Source organism: Pseudarthrobacter sp. N5 (assembly GCF_050157035.1).
Lineage (GTDB): Bacteria > Actinomycetota > Actinomycetes > Actinomycetales > Micrococcaceae > Arthrobacter.
The window spans coordinates 2,191,814-2,207,041 of the sequence record NZ_CP189593.1 but is presented as its reverse complement, the minus strand read 5'-3'; the positions used below and the strand labels follow the sequence as shown (position 1 = coordinate 2,207,041).

The window sequence follows — 15,228 nt, the reverse complement described above, 5'->3', positions numbered from 1 at the left end:
TTATCCGACGGACCCTTCCATCTGCAGTTCAATCAGTCGGTTCAGCTCAAGTGCGTATTCCATCGGCAGCTCGCGCGCAATCGGCTCGATGAAGCCGCGGACGATCATCGCCATGGCCTCGTCTTCGCGCATGCCGCGGGACATCAGGTAGAACAGCTGCTCTTCGCTGACGCGGGAGACGGTGGCCTCGTGCCCCATGGTCACATCGTCTTCACGGATGTCGATGTACGGGTAGGTATCCGAGCGGCTGATGGTGTCCACCAGCAGCGCGTCACACCGGACCGTGTTGGCCGAGTGCTTTGCACCTTCGCGGATCTGGACGAGGCCGCGGTAGGCAGCACGTCCGCCACCTCTCGCGACGGATTTGGAAACGATCGAGCTCTTGGTGTTCGGAGCAATGTGGACCATCTTGGAACCCGTGTCCTGATGCTGGCCGGCGCCGGCGAAGGCAATGGACAGTGTCTCGCCCTTGGCGTGCTCGCCCACGAGGTAAACGGCCGGGTACTTCATGGTGACCTTGGAGCCGATGTTGCCGTCGACCCACTCCATGGTGGCGCCTTCTTCACAGATGGCACGTTTGGTCACCAGATTGTAGACGTTGGTTGACCAGTTCTGGATCGTCGTGTACCGGACGCGGGCGCCCTTTTTCACGATGATTTCCACAACGGCCGAGTGCAGCGAATCCGAGGTGTAGATGGGCGCCGTGCAGCCTTCGATGTAGTGGACGTAGGAGTCCTCGTCAGCGATGATCAGCGTGCGTTCGAACTGGCCCATGTTTTCCGTGTTGATCCGGAAGTATGCCTGCAGGGGAATGTCCACGTGGACACCCTTGGGCACATACACGAAGGAACCGCCGGACCATACAGCGGTGTTCAGCGACGCAAACTTGTTGTCGCCCACCGGGATGATGGTGCCGAAGTATTCCTGGAAGATCTCGGGGTGCTCGCGCAGCGCCGTATCCGTGTCCAGGAAGATGACCCCCTGGGCTTCCAGGTCTTCACGGATCTGGTGGTACACCACCTCGGACTCGTACTGTGCGGCCACGCCGGAGACCAGACGGCTGCGCTCGGCTTCCGGAATGCCCAGTTTCTCGTAGGTGTTCCGGATGTCCTCGGGCAGGTCTTCCCAGGTGGCAGCCTGCTTCTCCGTGGAACGGACGAAGTACTTGATGTTGTCGAAGTCGATGCCCGAGAGGTCTGCACCCCAGGTGGGCATGGGCTTGCGGTCGAAGTACTTAAGGCCCTTCAGCCGCAGGTCAAGCATCCATTGCGGCTCGTTCTTCTTGGCCGAAATGTCGCGGACGACCTCATCGTTGATGCCGCGGCGGGCATTGGCGCCGACGTCGTTCTTGTCGGACCAGCCGTACTCGTACGTGCCGATACCGTGGAGCTCGGGATTCTTTTCCAGAATCTCCGAGATCACAGTGTCTTCGGCTATCGCTTTCTCTGCTAATTGGTCCGTCATCACGGCCTTTCTTGCTGATGGTTGGATACTTCGTCCAGGTTGCCCGGCCCGCTGACAGGGACGTTAGTCCTTGCGGCCGCCGGACGGCCTGTGGGTATGTGGGTGGTGCAGACGTGTCCGCCGCCGGCAAGAGTGGACAGACGCCGGACATCGACGCCTACCAGCCGGGAAAACACATCAGTCTCAGCGTCGCAAAATACCGGGAACTGCGCGGCAAGATGCTGAATGGGGCAATGGCCCTGACAGAGCTGGACGCTGGACAGGGCAGCGGGCAGCGGAGCCCGTGCCTCCATCGATGCCGCGGAGGCGACGTAACCGTCCCGGGAAAGTGCAGCGGACAACGCCTGCGCACGGGCGGTAATGTCGGCGCCGGCAAGGTCAACTTCGGGGGCGTAACGGCGTTCCATTTCGGCGAAGCGTCCGACGGCGAAGCGACGGACTGCATCTGAGCCCGCCATTTCCTCGAGCTGCTTGAGCGCCGTGCTGGCGATGTTGAGGTAGTCGTCGCCCAGTGAGGACTGGCCCTGGGAACTCAGCACATAACGGCGGGCCGGACGGCCTGCACCCGTACCTGCCCGCGCCGCGCGCTTGACTTCAATCACACCGCTGCGGGATAAATGATCCAGATGCCGGCGGACTGCTGCCGGGGTGAAGCCCAGCAGCTCACCAAGCTCGGCCGCACTGACGGGGCCGTGTTCAAGCACGGCACCCTGGACACGGTCCCGGGTCCGCTCTTCGGCGTCAGGGACAGAAGCCAGCGCTGCAGCAGGCTGCGTGCCGTCGGGTATGCCGCTGGACGCGCCATGCCCAGCGGGCACGGAAAAAGAGTTCCTCATGGAATACACAACATAATCATGTCGTAATTTAGTCCCGGTTGCCAGTAAGGCAAGGCTGACCTTCAGTCACAAACGGGCATCACCGTCCTCCTACTACATCACGTAGAATGCTGGGGTGCGATCCCCCGAATCCCCGGTACTGTCCATCAGCGGGCTCATAAAGGATGTTGGTCCGCTGGCCAGTCTGGACGGAAAGATGCTCCGGATTGTCAGTGGCGTCTCGCTCGTGGCCGAACGCGGACAGATCACGGCACTCCTCGGAGCCAATGGCGCCGGAAAGACCACCACCATTGAATGCGCCCAGGGACTCCAGCAGCGGACGGGCGGATCCATCTCCCTGCTCGGCGAGGATCCCGGGAACGCCGGAGCCGCGCTGAGGTCCCGCGTGGGAGTGATGCTCCAGGACGGCGGTCTTCCGCCATCAGCCCGCCCCATTCCACTTCTCCGACACATCGCGGGCATGTACATGAACCCACGGCCGCTGGATGAACTGATTCAACGGCTGGGCATCGATTCCTTCAGCCGGACCAACGTCCGCAGGCTGTCTGGCGGCCAGAAGCAGCGGCTGGCACTCGCCGCTGCCCTGATCGGCAACCCGGAAGTGTTGTTTCTCGATGAACCGAGCGCCGGCCTGGACCCACAGTCGCGGCAACTGGTCTTCGAGCTGATCTCAGAGCTTCGCGACGCCGGTATGGGAATCATCCTGACAACCCATCTGATGGATGACGCTCAGCGGCTGGCCGACTATGTCTACATCATTGATTCGGGAAGAAATATGGCTGAGGGCACCGTCTCCCAGCTTCTGCAACGAGATACCTCACCCGATGACCCAAGGGAACACGTACGCACACTGCTGTTCGAGGCGACGGCCGGACTGAGTCTTTCCGGAGTGCTTCCCGCGGATATTGACGTCCGGGAAACCCGCGCCGGAAGTTACAGTGCCACCGGTGTGCTGACCCCCCGGCACCTTTCTGCACTGGCAGCCTGGTGGGCCGCGCACGATGTCATGCCCGGATCCATGAGCATGGCGGCACGCAGCCTCGAAGACGTTTTTCTGGACATCTCCGGAAAGGAAAACCGATGAACCCTGTATCAGGTAGGGCCCCGGCTCCCCTGCTCCGGCGAATTCTGCGCCAGGGCAAATATGAATCCCTCACCATGATCAGAAACGGCGAACAGCTCATCCTGGCCATTGTCCTGCCGCTCCTGGCGCTGATCGGGCTGACCGTGACGCCGCTGCTGGATGGGTTGGGCGGCAGCCGGGTCAATGTGGCTGTTCCCGGAATCCTGGCCCTGTGCGCTATGTCCACGGCTTTCACCGGCCAGGGCATCTCCACCGGATTTGACCGCCGCTATGGTGTGTTGCGTTTCCTCTCCACAACACCGCTGGGGCGTACCGGGCTCATTGCCGGGAAGATCCTCGCCGTACTTGCAGTCTTGTGCCTCCAGATTGCCGTTGTGGCAGCCGTGGCGTTGCCACTGGGCTGGCAGCCCGAACCGTCCGGCTGGCTTGCTGGCCTAGGCCTGCTGGCCCTGGGCGCCGCGGCATTCACCGCGCTTGGCTTGCTGGTGGCCGGCACCGTCCGGCCCGAGGCCACCCTGGCCATCACCAATCTTCTGTGGATACTGTTGGGCGCCCTGGGTGGGATAGTCATTCCTGCCGAACGCCTTCCCGCTCTGGCACAGAGCATTGTCCACCTCCTGCCATCCGGTGCCCTGGGCATGGCCATGCGCGAAGCATTTCTACACGGAACCCTCAACGGGTCCGCTGCCCTTATCCTGCTGTTGTGGACGGCCGTGGCCGGCTTCGCAGCCATTCGTTGGTTCAAATGGAATTGAGATAACCGTGAGCTCGGCTTCGCCCCTCCCCCGGATTGTCAGCCGCCTGACATCCAAGTTGCCCCTTACCGTCGACGCAACCGTGCGGCGTCTTGCCCTGTTCTCACTGATGGGGCAGGTACTGCTGGTGGTTACCGGAGGCGCCGTCAGGCTGACCGCCTCCGGCCTGGGCTGCCCCACCTGGCCCCGATGCACCGACACCTCGCTCATCAGCACTCCGGAAATGGGCTTTCACGGAGTCATCGAGTTCGGCAACAGGCTCCTGACATTTGCACTGGCCGCCGTAGCCGCGCTCATGCTTGTCTACCTGTGGAACCTCCGCAAGGAACGCAAAGACCTTTTCCTGCTGGCGCTTGGCTTGCTGGCCAGCATTCCCGCACAGGCCGTAATCGGCGGGATTACAGTGCTCACCCAGCTCAATCCGTGGGTGGTGGGACTGCATTTCCTGGTATCCATGGCGCTGGTCGTCTTCGCAACACTGCTTGTAAACCGGGCCTACGGAAGGACCGGACGCCTTGCAGCGCTGCCGCTTCCCCCGGTGCATGCGGTCCTGCGTCCGGTGATGGCCGCCGTCGCCGTTTTCTCTGCTGCAGCCGTGATGCTGGGCGTTGTGGTGACCGGCGCCGGACCGCATGCCGGAGATGCCGATGCGCCCCGCAACAACCTCGACTGGGATCTCTGGTCGCATATTCATGCGGTGCCGGCCTACCTGATAACGGCAGGCACGCTTTTTGCCGTCTTTGTAATAGTCACGGGCCGGTTCGCGGGGCCGCTCCGGACCGCCGTCTTTATGCTGCTGGGGGTAACCCTGCTCCAGGCGATCATCGGATTCACCCAGTATTACAACGGTATCCCTGCCTTGCTGGTGGGCGCACACCTGCTGGGAGCTGCACTGCTGATGAGCGCCGCCACCAATGCCGCGGACCTTGCCCGGTCCAGCCCGGTCAAGTAGACCACCAATAAACAACGCGGGGTCACGTACGGCCCATTCCGGCGTTCCGGATGGGCGGTACGTGACCCCGCGTTATTGTTATGGAGCGTCAGCCGCCCATGATGGGCGAACCCACGAACGGGTCCACCGCCACGGCGATAAAAAGCAATGTGAGATAACTGATGGAGCCATGGAATACCTTCATGGCGCCCTGATCCGAGACGTTGCCGCTCTGGGCACGGCTGTACAGCGCATGCGACTCATACAGGAACCAGGCTCCGGCCAATACAGCGGTCACGGTGTAAACCCAGCCCGCACCGCCGGCCGGAACCAGCAACAGAGAACACGCCACCATGGCCCACGCATAAAGAACAACCTGGACGGACACCACCTTGGCGCCCGCAATGGCGCCGAGCATGGGCACGTTGGCATTACGGTAGTCCTCGCCGTAGCGCATGGACAGCGGCCAGTAATGTGGCGGCGTCCACAGGAAGATGACCATAAACAGGACAATCGCAGGCCATTCAACGGTATTTGTGACAGCTGCCCAGGCGATCAGCACGGGGAAGCATCCGGCTGCTCCGCCCCAAACGATGTTTTGCGCTGTCCGCCGCTTCAGAATCATGGTGTAGATGACCACGTAGAAGACAATCGCGCCCAGGCCCAGCCAAGCGGACAACGGGTTGGCGCCGAACCACAAAATGGCGATGGCGGCGGCACCGAGGAGCCAGGCAAAAACCAGTGCCTCCCGGGGCGTCACCTCGCCGGTGACCAGCGGACGCTTTTCTGTCCGGTGCATCAGTTTGTCGATGTCGCGGTCGATGTAGCAGTTGAAGGCTCCTGCGCTGCCCGCTGCGAATGCTCCACCCACCAGAGTGGCGAGGATCAGCCCAAGAGACGGGAAGCCCCGCGCGGCATAAATCATGGTCGGAAGCGTACTGACCAGCAGGAGCTCGATTACACGGGGCTTGGTGAGGGCAAGGTACGCCTTTGCCTTGCGGGCGAGTCCGGCTTTCCCGGGAACCCGGGAAGCGTTCAGCGGCGTATCTGTTGTGCTCACGTTGGCAGTCACTCTGTTCTGTCTGGCTGTTGGTCCGGCTGATCCGCTGGACAGTTGCATCCTCATGGCTCCCACGGCGGCATCTGACAACTGCCGGGGCCCATCTGACGGGCCCGCGCTGTCTGCCGGTGGCCTTCAGATATCATACCGCGGCGGGGGGATGCCGGACGCGGACCAATCATCTTTGGTGATCCCCCGTGGCGTGATTCGCGCAGGTTAAGCCAACCTCACCATGACGTGCACTGCAAGGTGATTCACAAAAGCGAAATTCAGTCCATCTGGTGAGATTTTCACTGATCGGACCGTGGAATAGAGCTAAGCTGTCTCCAGATCAGCGCTTAATGGGTTCCGCCCGAAAACGCATTCCCACTCGTTTTATGCGACTGAATAATTGATCAACGTTTCAATGGTGAACGGCTGGTACGCACCGCAGCGGGCACCGAACTGTGCCCGGGCCGGATTGTCCCTACCACCCGCCGTCAGCACAGAGAGGGGCCCGGTTTTCGTGCCACATTTGGAAGAGCAAGACCTGTCTTGGACCAGCTTGGACCAGCGTGCCGTGGATACGGTGCGTGTTTTGGCCGCGGATGCTGTGGAGAAGGTGGGCAATGGCCACCCCGGAACGGCCATGAGCCTGGCGCCGGCCGCTTACCTGCTGTTCAACCGGCTGATGCGCCACGACCCCAAGAACCCTGACTGGTTGGGACGCGACCGGTTCATCCTGTCCCCGGGCCACACGTCCCTGACGCTGTATATCCAGCTGTTCCTCTCGGGTTACGGCCTGGAACTGAAGGACCTTGAGGCGCTGCGCACCTGGGGCTCGCTGACGCCGGGGCATCCGGAGTACAGGCACACCGCCGGTGTGGAAATCACCACCGGCCCGCTGGGCCAGGGCCTGGCATCCTCCGTGGGGTTTGCTTTTTCCCAGCGCCGCCAACGCGGACTGTTCGACGCCGATGCTGCCGCCGGCACCAGCCCCTTCGACCACACCATCTGGGTCATTGCCTCCGACGGCGACCTCCAGGAAGGTGTGACGTCCGAGGCCTCCTCCCTGGCCGGGCACCAGGAGCTCGGGAACCTCGTGGTCATCTACGATGAGAACCACATTTCCATCGAGGACGACACAGACATCTCCTTCTCCGAGGACGTTCTGAAGCGCTACGAAGCCTACGGCTGGCATACCCAGCGGGTGGACTGGACCAAGACCGGCGAGTACGTCGAAGACGTCCAGGAACTTTACGGCGCGCTGCTCGCAGCCAAGGCCGAGACGTCCAGACCGTCCATCGTGTCGCTGCGGACCATCATTGGCTACCCGGCCCCGAAGAAGCAGAACACCGGCAAGATCCACGGCTCGGCCCTGGGCGCAGAGGAAGTCGCCGGTCTCAAGGAGGTCCTGGGCTTTGACCCGGCCAAGTCCTTCCAGGTTGACGCGGACGTCCTCGCGCACGCCCGGTCCGTCGTGGACCGCGGCGCCGCGGCGCGCAAGGAATGGGAAGAGTCCTTCAACTCCTGGCAGTCCGCCAACCCGGAAGCAGCCACGCTGCTGGACCGTGTTGAGGCCCGTGATCTCCCGGCCGGCTTCGACGCTGCCCTGCCGCTCTTCGAGGCCGGCAAGGATGTCTCCACCCGTGCGGCCTCCGGCAAGGTGCTGAACGCGATCGGTCCGGTCATGCCCGAGCTCTGGGGCGGTTCCGCCGACCTCGCCGAGTCCAACAACACCACCATCGAAGGATCGCCCTCCTTCATCCCTGTATCGCGCTCCACCGGCGCCTGGTCCGGGAACCCTTACGGGCGCGTGCTGCACTTCGGCATCCGTGAGCACGCAGCGGCGTCGATCGTGAACGGCATCTCGCTGCACGGGCGGACCCGTGCATTCTCCGGCACGTTCCTGATCTTCTCCGACTACCAGCGGCCCGCGATCCGCCTCGGTGCGCTGATGGGTGTCCCGTCCCTGTATGTCTGGACGCACGACTCCATCGGTCTGGGCGAGGACGGTCCCACCCACCAACCTGTGGAACAGCTCGCCAGCCTCCGCGCCATCCCGGGGCTGGACGTGGTCCGTCCCGGTGACGCCAACGAAGTCTCTGCCGCGTGGAAGACCATGCTTGAAAACCACAGCAACCCGGCCGGCATCGTCCTGACACGCCAGAACATTCCCACCTGGGCACGTGGCGAAGGCGAGGCCGAGGGCGACACCTTCGGCTCCACTGACGGGGTAGCCAAGGGAGGCTACGTCCTGGCCGAAGCCTCCGCTAACGGCGCCACCGTCCCCGCCAAGGTCATCCTGATCGGCACCGGCTCCGAAGTCCAGCTCGCCGTCCAGGCCAGGACAGCGCTCCAGGCCGAAGGGATCCCCACCCGCGTGGTCTCCATGCCCTGCGTGGAATGGTTCACCAAGCAGGACCCCGCCTACCGTGAAACCGTCCTCCCGGCGGCCGTGAAGGCACGCGTGTCCGTCGAAGCCGGACTTGCGCTGGGCTGGCGCGAATTCACCGGCGACGCCGGACGCTTCATCTCACTGGAACACTACGGAGCCTCCGCAGACTACAAACGCCTCTTCCAGGAATTCGGCATCACCGCACAAGCAGTCACCGCCGCCGCCAAGGAATCGCTCGCCGGACTCCAGTCCTGATACGCACCCACCAGTTTCAAGGAGATATGAAATGACAACCACTCCCACGCAACAGCTCTCCGCCGCCGGCGTATCCATCTGGCTCGACGATCTCTCCCGCGAACGGCTGTCCAGCGGCAGCCTGCGCAAGCTGATTGAAGAGAAGAACGTTGTCGGTGTCACCACGAACCCCAGCATCTTTCACGCGGCCATCACCTCAGGCAGCGACTACGATGCCAAAATCGCCGAGCTTGCAGCCGCGGGCGCCAGCATTGAAGAGACCATCTTCGAGATCACCACTACTGACGTTGCCGACGCCTGCGACCTCTTCGCGCCTGTGGCCGCTGCCTCCAAAGGCGTTGATGGCCGTGTCTCCATCGAGGTGGATCCCAGGCTCGCCTGGGACACGGCCGCCACCATCGCGGAGGCCAAGCACCTGCATGCCAAGGTGAACAAGAGCAACGTCCACATCAAGATCCCGGCCACCCTTGAAGGACTGGAAGCGATCACGGCAACGCTCGCCGAAGGCATCAGCGTTAACGTGACCCTGATCTTCTCCCTGGAGCGCTACCGCGCCGTCATCAACGCTTTCCAGAACGGACTGGAACAGGCCAAGGAAAACGGCCATGACCTCTCCGGCATCCACTCCGTGGCTTCCTTCTTTGTTTCCCGCGTGGATTCCGAGATCGACAAGCGCCTCGACGCCATCGGCACCGACGAGGCCAAGGGCCTCAAGGGCAAGGCCGGCGTTGCCAACGCCCGTCTGGCTTATCAGGTCCACGAAGAGCTCTTTTCCACCGAACGATGGGGTGTGCTCGCCGACGCCGGAGCGCTCCCGCAGCGTCCGCTGTGGGCTTCCACCGGCGTCAAGGATCCGGCGTACCCTGACACCTTGTACGTCACGGAACTCGTGGCACCCGGCGTGGTGAACACCATGCCGGAGAAGACCCTCGATGCCACCTTTGACCACGGCACCGTTACCGGCGACACCGTTACCGGGAGCTACGAGGACGCCAATGCCACGCTGAACGCGCTTGACGCACTCGGCATCTCGTACAACGAGGTTGTGGCACTGCTCGAATCCGAAGGCCTCGACAAGTTCGTGGCCAGCTGGAAGGAACTGCTGGCCGACGTCGAAGGCGCCCTCGCCTCTGCACGGAAGGCGTCCTAGTCAATATGAGCACTCTCAGCTACGACGCCACCGGCGCTGCCCGGCAGGCACTTGAGCAGCACCTCCCCGCTCTGGTGGAGGACCGTATTGCGACAAGGATCTTCGCCAAGGACCACACGCTGTGGGGCCCCGAGGCAGAATCCGAATCGGCCATCCGTCTCGGATGGGTCGAGGCGGCAACCGTCTCGCAGCCGCTTGTGGGCAGCATCCTGGCGCTCCGGGATGCGCTGAAGGCTGAAGGTGTTACCCGTATCGTCCTCTGCGGCATGGGCGGCTCCTCGCTGGCTCCTGAAGTGATTGCGGGCACCGCCGGCGTCGAGCTGACCGTGCTGGACAGCACTGACCCTGAACAGGTCAGTGCTGCCCTGGCGGACCGCCTCGCGCAGACTGCCATTGTGGTCTCCTCGAAGTCCGGTTCAACACTTGAAACTGACTCCCAGCGCCGCATTTTTGAGCAGGCGTTCAACGATGCCGGGATCGATGCCAAGAGCAGGATCGTCATCGTCACAGATCCGGGTTCCCCGCTGGACCGGGCTTCCCGTGAAGCCGGCTACCGGGCGGTCTTCAACGCTGATCCGAACGTCGGCGGACGCTACTCTGCCCTGACTGCGTTCGGGCTGGTTCCTTCCGGCCTGGCCGGCGTGGACATCCAGGCGTTCCTGGACGAGGCAGAGGAAGCAGCCGAAATCCTGAACGAGGACGCGCCGGAGAACATCGGGCTGGCTCTCGGGGCGGCCCTTGGTGGTACCAACCCGCTGCGAAACAAGATCGTGATCGCCGAGGACGGCTCCGGCATCGTGGGCTTTGCCGACTGGGCGGAGCAACTGATCGCCGAATCCACCGGCAAGCTGGGTACCGGTGTGCTGCCCGTCGTTGCCGGAATGTCATCGCCGGAAGTTTCATTCGGTGCTCCCGATATCCTGGTGGTGCGGCTGGTTGGCCCGGAAGCCGACGTCGAACTTGGTGAGAACGAAGTTGCCATTGCCGGCGGCCTGGCCACCCTGATGATGGTGTGGGAGTTCGCCACCGCCGTTGCCGGCCGCCTGCTTGGCATTAACCCCTATGACCAACCCGACGTCGAAGCCGCCAAAGTGGCTGCGCGCGGACTGCTGGACGCCCAGCCGGAACCGACTCCCGCGGCTTTCGTGGACGGTGCCATCGAGGTCCGCGGAGGCGATTGGCTCGGTGATTCCACCACCGCCCCGGCCGCCGTTGGAGCGCTGCTCTCCGAACTTGCCGCTGACGGCTACCTCAGCGTGCAGGTTTACTTCGACCGGCTTGCCTACGCACCTCTTGAGGGCATCCGGGACGAGCTTGCTTTGGTCAGCGGACGTCCGGTCACGTTTGGCTGGGGCCCCCGCTTCCTGCACTCGACCGGTCAGTTCCACAAGGGCGGGCCCGCCATCGGCGTCTTCCTACAGGTCACGGCGGCATCCGCCGGGGATCTTGCCATCCCGGACCGTCCGTTCACCTTCGGTGAGCTGATCTCCGCCCAGGCCGCCGGCGATGCGCAGGTGCTCAGTGACCACGGCCGTCCGGTCCTCCGGCTGCACCTCACCGACCGCGCTGCCGGCGTGGCGCAGCTGCGGGACATCGTGTCTGTGCTTGCCGGCCAGGCAGCAACCGCCACAGAAAGCTAAGGCACCGAAGCCACCATGCCAACAACTGAAAACGGCAAAAGGCCAGCCCGGGGGCGCAACCCCCTCCGGGATCCGCGCGACCGCCGTCTGAACCGGATCGCCGGACCATCCTCACTTGTACTCTTCGGAGTAACCGGCGATCTGGCACGCAAAAAGCTCATGCCAGCCGTCTACGATCTGGCCAACCGCGGCCTGTTGCCCCCCAGCTTTGCGCTGGTGGGCTTCGCCCGGCGCCAGTGGGACAACGAGGATTTCGCCGCCGAGGTGAAGGAGGCTGTCAAGGCCTACTCCCGCACCCCCTTCGACGAGGCCGTCTGGAACCAGCTCTCGGAGGGCATCCGTTTCGTCCAGGGAGAGTTCGACGACGACGACGCCTTCGAGCGTCTCCGCCAGACCATTGCGGAACTAGATGAGCAGCGCGGAACGCGCGGAAACCACGCGTTCTATCTGTCCATTCCACCGAACGCCTTCGAACTGGTCTGCCGGCAGCTGTCCAAGCATGGACTGGCGCAGGCCGACGGTGACAAGTGGCGCCGGGTGGTCATTGAGAAACCGTTCGGACACGATCTCGAATCGGCCCGGCAGCTCAACGACATCGTCGAATCCGTCTTCCCGCCGGACTCGGTGTTCCGGATCGACCACTACCTTGGCAAGGAAACTGTCCAGAACATTCTGGCGTTGCGCTTCGCCAACCAGCTGTTCGAACCCCTGTGGAACGCCAACTACGTGGACCACGTCCAGATCACCATGGCCGAGGACATCGGCACGGGCGGGCGCGCAGGTTACTACGACGGCGTCGGCGCAGCACGCGATGTCATTCAGAACCATCTGCTCCAGCTACTGGCGCTTACCGCCATGGAGGAACCTATTTCCTTCAACGCGGATGACCTCCGCGCTGAGAAGGAGAAGGTCCTGGCGGCCGTCAAACTTCCCGAAGACCTTTCCACGCACTCTGCCCGCGGCCAGTTCGCCGGTGGCTGGCAGGGCGGCGAACAGGTCCAGGGTTATCTTGAGGAAGAGGGCATTCCGGCCGACTCCAGTACTGAGACCTTCGCTGCGATCCGGGTGGATATCAATACCCGGCGCTGGAACGGCGTTCCGTTTTACCTGCGTGCAGGAAAGCGGCTGGGCCGCCGGGTCACCGAAATTGCGGTGGTCTTCAAGCGCGCGCCCAACCTGCTGTTCCGTGACCACGGTGAGGACGACTTCGGCCAGAACGCTGTGGTGATCCGGGTCCAGCCCGATGAAGGTGCCACCATCCGTTTCGGGTCCAAAGTACCCGGCACACAGATGGAAGTACGCGACGTCACCATGGACTTCGGTTACGGGCACTCGTTTACCGAGTCCAGCCCGGAAGCCTATGAGCGCCTGATCCTTGATGTGCTGCTGGGCGAACCGCCGCTGTTCCCGAGGCACCAGGAAGTTGAACTTTCCTGGAAAATCCTGGACCCTTTCGAAGAGTATTGGGCCGGTCTTGGGGAACAGCCCGAGCGCTACGCTCCCGGCAGCTGGGGTCCCGCGTCAGCGGACGAACTCCTTGCCCGTGACGGACGAACCTGGAGAAGGCCATGATCGTAGATCTTCCGGATACAACAACCTCCAAGATCTCCAAGAAGATGATGTCGCTCCGGGAGCAGGGCGGCGTCATTGCGCTGGGCCGCGTTCTGACTCTTGTGGTGGTGACAAAATCCGGGCTTGAAGAAGAGGCCATTGAAGCCGCCAACGAGGCCAGCCGCGAACACCCGTGCCGGATCATTGTGCTGGCTGATGCCGGCGCAGAGGCTCCTGACCGGCTGGACGCCCAGATCCGGGTGGGCGGCGACGCCGGTGCGTCAGAAGTCATCCTGTTGCGCGGCTTTGGCGAGCTGGCCCACGAAAGCGAATCGCTGGTTGCAGCACTTCTGCTGCCTGACGCGCCCATCGTGGCCTGGTGGCCTCATGGTGCGCCGCAAAGCGCCTGCGAGACGTCGATCGGCCGCATCGCACACCGTCGCATCACGGACTCCGCCAACGAGGCCGATCCGCAGCGGGCACTTGAGAACATCCGCAAGACCTACAAAGCAGGCGATACCGACCTCGCCTGGACCCGGCTGACCAATTGGCGCATCCAGCTGGCTGCGGTGCTTGACCAGGTGGACGCGTCACCGGTGACGGCCGTGGCTGTTGAAGGCGCCTCCGACTCCCCCAGTACAATCCTCCTGGCCGCGTGGCTGACGTTGGCACTGGATGCACCGGTGACCATCGTTGCCGATCCTGCCGGTACCGGAATCCGGCGTGTGCGTCTCACCAGGTCCAGCGGGGACGTTCAGCTGTTCAGGCCCGGGCTGTCCGTGGCCGAGCTGACGCAGCCGGGGCAACCGGCACAGCGGATTTCCCTCCCCCGCCGTAGCCTGCGGGACTGCCTGGCCGAAGAACTGCGCCGGTTGGATCCCGACGAAGTGTTCGGTGAAGTGATTACCATTGGACTGGCCCGTACCAATCTAAGGAGTGTCCGTCCCAGTGAGCGCTGACCCCAGAGTAAGCATCCACCCCGACTCATCCGTATTGATGGCCGCGATCGCAGCGCGCCTGATCACCAAGCTTGTGGATATCCAGGATAAACACGGTGAGGCGACTGTGGTGCTGACCGGAGGAACTGTGGGAATCGGCACTCTGAGGGCTGTTGCGGACTCGCCTGCTGCGCCTGCTGTCGACTGGTCCAGGGTGAATTTCTGGTGGGGTGACGAACGGTTTGTGGCTGCCGGCGACGATGACCGCAACACAGGCCAGGCCCGGCTTGCGTTGCTGTCCCACCTTGCGGTTGATCCTGCCCGGGTGCATGAACCCGGCTCCACGGATGATTTCGGCAGTCCGGAAGAAGCTGCGTCCGACTACGCCCGCAGGCTTCGTGATGCTGCGCAGGCCGAGCACGCTGCCGACGCCTCAGATGACCGGCCGGACACCCCGGGCTCGCTACCCCGCTTCGACGTGGTGCTGCTGGGCGTCGGCCCGGACGCGCATGTGGCCTCGCTTTTCCCTGAACAGGCGGGCATCCGTGAAAAGAACCTCACGGTGGTGGGTGTGCGGAATTCACCCAAACCGCCGCCGGAGCGGATTTCGCTGACACTGCCTGCCATTAATACCGCAACTGAAGTATGGATGGTTGTTGCCGGCGAGGATAAGGCCGGCGCCGTGGGACTTGCCCTGGCAGGCGCCAATCCGGTGCAGGTACCGGCAGCCGGCCCGCGTGGCCTCTCGCGGACGCTCTGGCTGATCGACGAAAATGCAGCCTCACGTGTCCCGGAGCAACTCGTCCGCAAGGAGTCCACGGGCTCGTAGTCTTTCAAGCGCTCCGGCCAGTACGTCCTCGGCGTCCTGGCTGGAGCGCCGCTCTTTAACATATTCCAGATGACTTTTGTAGCCGTCTTCCACCGGATCTGGCAGAGCGGAATCGGCTGAGCCCCTCGTCGCCTGGCCGCCGCACCTGCGGCAGTCCCAGACCACGGGTATCTGATCATCTGGAAGCTTAACAAAAACAGGCCGCGTCTCGTGTCCTTTGGCACACCAATAGGAAACACGAATACGCGGCAGCGGTGCCCCTACGTGGTCATCCCGCTGGATTTTCGGACCTGTACCTTCCGTGGCACCCACACGGGTGCCACGGAACCCTGACGCGGTGCGTACCATCGGGAACTCC

The 15,228-nt window shown here is 63.2% G+C and carries 13 protein-coding genes; 9 read left to right on the top strand and 4 right to left on the bottom strand.

The window, feature by feature from the left end:
* On the bottom strand, window positions 1-1,464 hold the full coding sequence (sufB, locus tag ACQCST_RS10625) for a Fe-S cluster assembly protein SufB (RefSeq protein WP_426995755.1): 1,464 nt from the start codon (window positions 1,462-1,464) through the stop codon (window positions 1-3).
* A complete protein-coding gene (locus tag ACQCST_RS10620; protein ID WP_426995754.1) occupies window positions 1,464-2,309 on the bottom strand; it encodes a helix-turn-helix transcriptional regulator in 846 nt (281 codons plus the stop codon). Before ACQCST_RS10620 ends, sufB begins: the two co-directional genes overlap by 1 nt.
* Before the next feature lie 106 nt (window positions 2,310-2,415).
* On the opposite strand from ACQCST_RS10620, the gene ACQCST_RS10615 reads away from it, so the two are divergent.
* The 3 genes from ACQCST_RS10615 to ACQCST_RS10605 are packed head-to-tail and all read left to right on the top strand — an operon-like array spanning window position 2,416 to window position 5,091.
* Window positions 2,416-3,384: an ABC transporter ATP-binding protein gene (locus tag ACQCST_RS10615; RefSeq protein ID WP_426995753.1), complete on the top strand. Its 969-nt coding sequence runs from the start codon at window positions 2,416-2,418 to the stop codon at window positions 3,382-3,384.
* Window positions 3,381-4,139, top strand: coding sequence for an ABC transporter permease (locus tag ACQCST_RS10610; protein ID WP_426995752.1), 759 nt, complete (start codon window positions 3,381-3,383; stop codon window positions 4,137-4,139). Before ACQCST_RS10615 ends, ACQCST_RS10610 begins: the two co-directional genes overlap by 4 nt.
* A gap of 7 nt (window positions 4,140-4,146) precedes the next feature.
* On the top strand, window positions 4,147-5,091 hold the full coding sequence (locus ACQCST_RS10605; RefSeq protein WP_426995751.1) for a COX15/CtaA family protein: 945 nt from the start codon (window positions 4,147-4,149) through the stop codon (window positions 5,089-5,091).
* Window positions 5,092-5,179: 88 nt separating this feature from the next.
* Here the strand turns inward: ACQCST_RS10605 and ACQCST_RS10600 are convergent, their stop codons facing one another.
* Window positions 5,180-6,142 carry a heme o synthase gene (locus ACQCST_RS10600; protein ID WP_426995750.1) on the bottom strand — a complete coding sequence of 321 codons (963 nt, stop codon included), beginning with the start codon at window positions 6,140-6,142 and terminating at the stop codon, window positions 5,180-5,182.
* Window positions 6,143-6,644: 502 nt separating this feature from the next.
* Here ACQCST_RS10600 and tkt point away from each other — a divergent pair.
* From tkt to pgl, 6 genes are read left to right on the top strand one after another with little or no spacing between them, the layout of a single operon-like run.
* Window positions 6,645-8,762 (top strand): transketolase, encoded by a 2,118-nt coding sequence (tkt, locus tag ACQCST_RS10595; protein ID WP_426999150.1) that lies wholly within the window; start codon window positions 6,645-6,647, stop codon window positions 8,760-8,762.
* Window positions 8,763-8,793: 31 nt separating this feature from the next.
* Entirely contained in the window at window positions 8,794-9,912 is a 1,119-nt protein-coding gene (gene tal / locus ACQCST_RS10590; protein WP_426995749.1) for a transaldolase, read from the top strand.
* A gap of 5 nt (window positions 9,913-9,917) precedes the next feature.
* Window positions 9,918-11,552, top strand: a complete 1,635-nt coding sequence (locus ACQCST_RS10585; protein ID WP_426995748.1) for a glucose-6-phosphate isomerase — start codon at window positions 9,918-9,920, stop codon at window positions 11,550-11,552.
* A gap of 15 nt (window positions 11,553-11,567) precedes the next feature.
* Window positions 11,568-13,124, top strand: a complete 1,557-nt coding sequence (gene zwf, locus ACQCST_RS10580) for a glucose-6-phosphate dehydrogenase (protein WP_426995747.1) — start codon at window positions 11,568-11,570, stop codon at window positions 13,122-13,124.
* Entirely contained in the window at window positions 13,121-14,062 is a 942-nt protein-coding gene (locus ACQCST_RS10575) for a glucose-6-phosphate dehydrogenase assembly protein OpcA (protein WP_426995746.1), read from the top strand. The genes zwf and ACQCST_RS10575 overlap by 4 nt, the downstream gene beginning before the upstream one ends.
* Complete coding sequence (gene pgl / locus ACQCST_RS10570) at window positions 14,052-14,870, top strand: 6-phosphogluconolactonase (protein ID WP_426995745.1); 819 nt, start codon at window positions 14,052-14,054, stop codon at window positions 14,868-14,870. The genes ACQCST_RS10575 and pgl overlap by 11 nt, the downstream gene beginning before the upstream one ends.
* Here the strand turns inward: pgl and ACQCST_RS10565 are convergent.
* Window positions 14,823-15,218 (bottom strand): RNA polymerase-binding protein RbpA, encoded by a 396-nt coding sequence (locus tag ACQCST_RS10565; RefSeq protein ID WP_426995744.1) that lies wholly within the window; start codon window positions 15,216-15,218, stop codon window positions 14,823-14,825. The genes pgl and ACQCST_RS10565 overlap by 48 nt on opposite strands.
* Between the last annotated feature and the right edge of the window lie 10 nt (window positions 15,219-15,228).

Bases quoted from the DNA above. Each gene is read 5' to 3' on its own strand.
- sufB (WP_426995755.1), bottom strand. From the start codon at position 1,464: ATGACGGACCAATTAGCAGAGAAAGCGATAGCCGAAGACACTGTGATC.
- ACQCST_RS10610 (WP_426995752.1), top strand. From the start codon at position 3,381: ATGAACCCTGTATCAGGTAGGGCCCCGGCTCCCCTGCTCCGGCGAATT.
- tal (WP_426995749.1), top strand. From the start codon at position 8,794: ATGACAACCACTCCCACGCAACAGCTCTCCGCCGCCGGCGTATCCATC.
- ACQCST_RS10585 (WP_426995748.1), top strand. From the start codon at position 9,918: ATGAGCACTCTCAGCTACGACGCCACCGGCGCTGCCCGGCAGGCACTT.
- zwf (WP_426995747.1), top strand. From the start codon at position 11,568: ATGCCAACAACTGAAAACGGCAAAAGGCCAGCCCGGGGGCGCAACCCC.
- ACQCST_RS10575 (WP_426995746.1), top strand. From the start codon at position 13,121: ATGATCGTAGATCTTCCGGATACAACAACCTCCAAGATCTCCAAGAAG.
- ACQCST_RS10565 (WP_426995744.1), bottom strand. From the start codon at position 15,218: ATGGTACGCACCGCGTCAGGGTTCCGTGGCACCCGTGTGGGTGCCACG.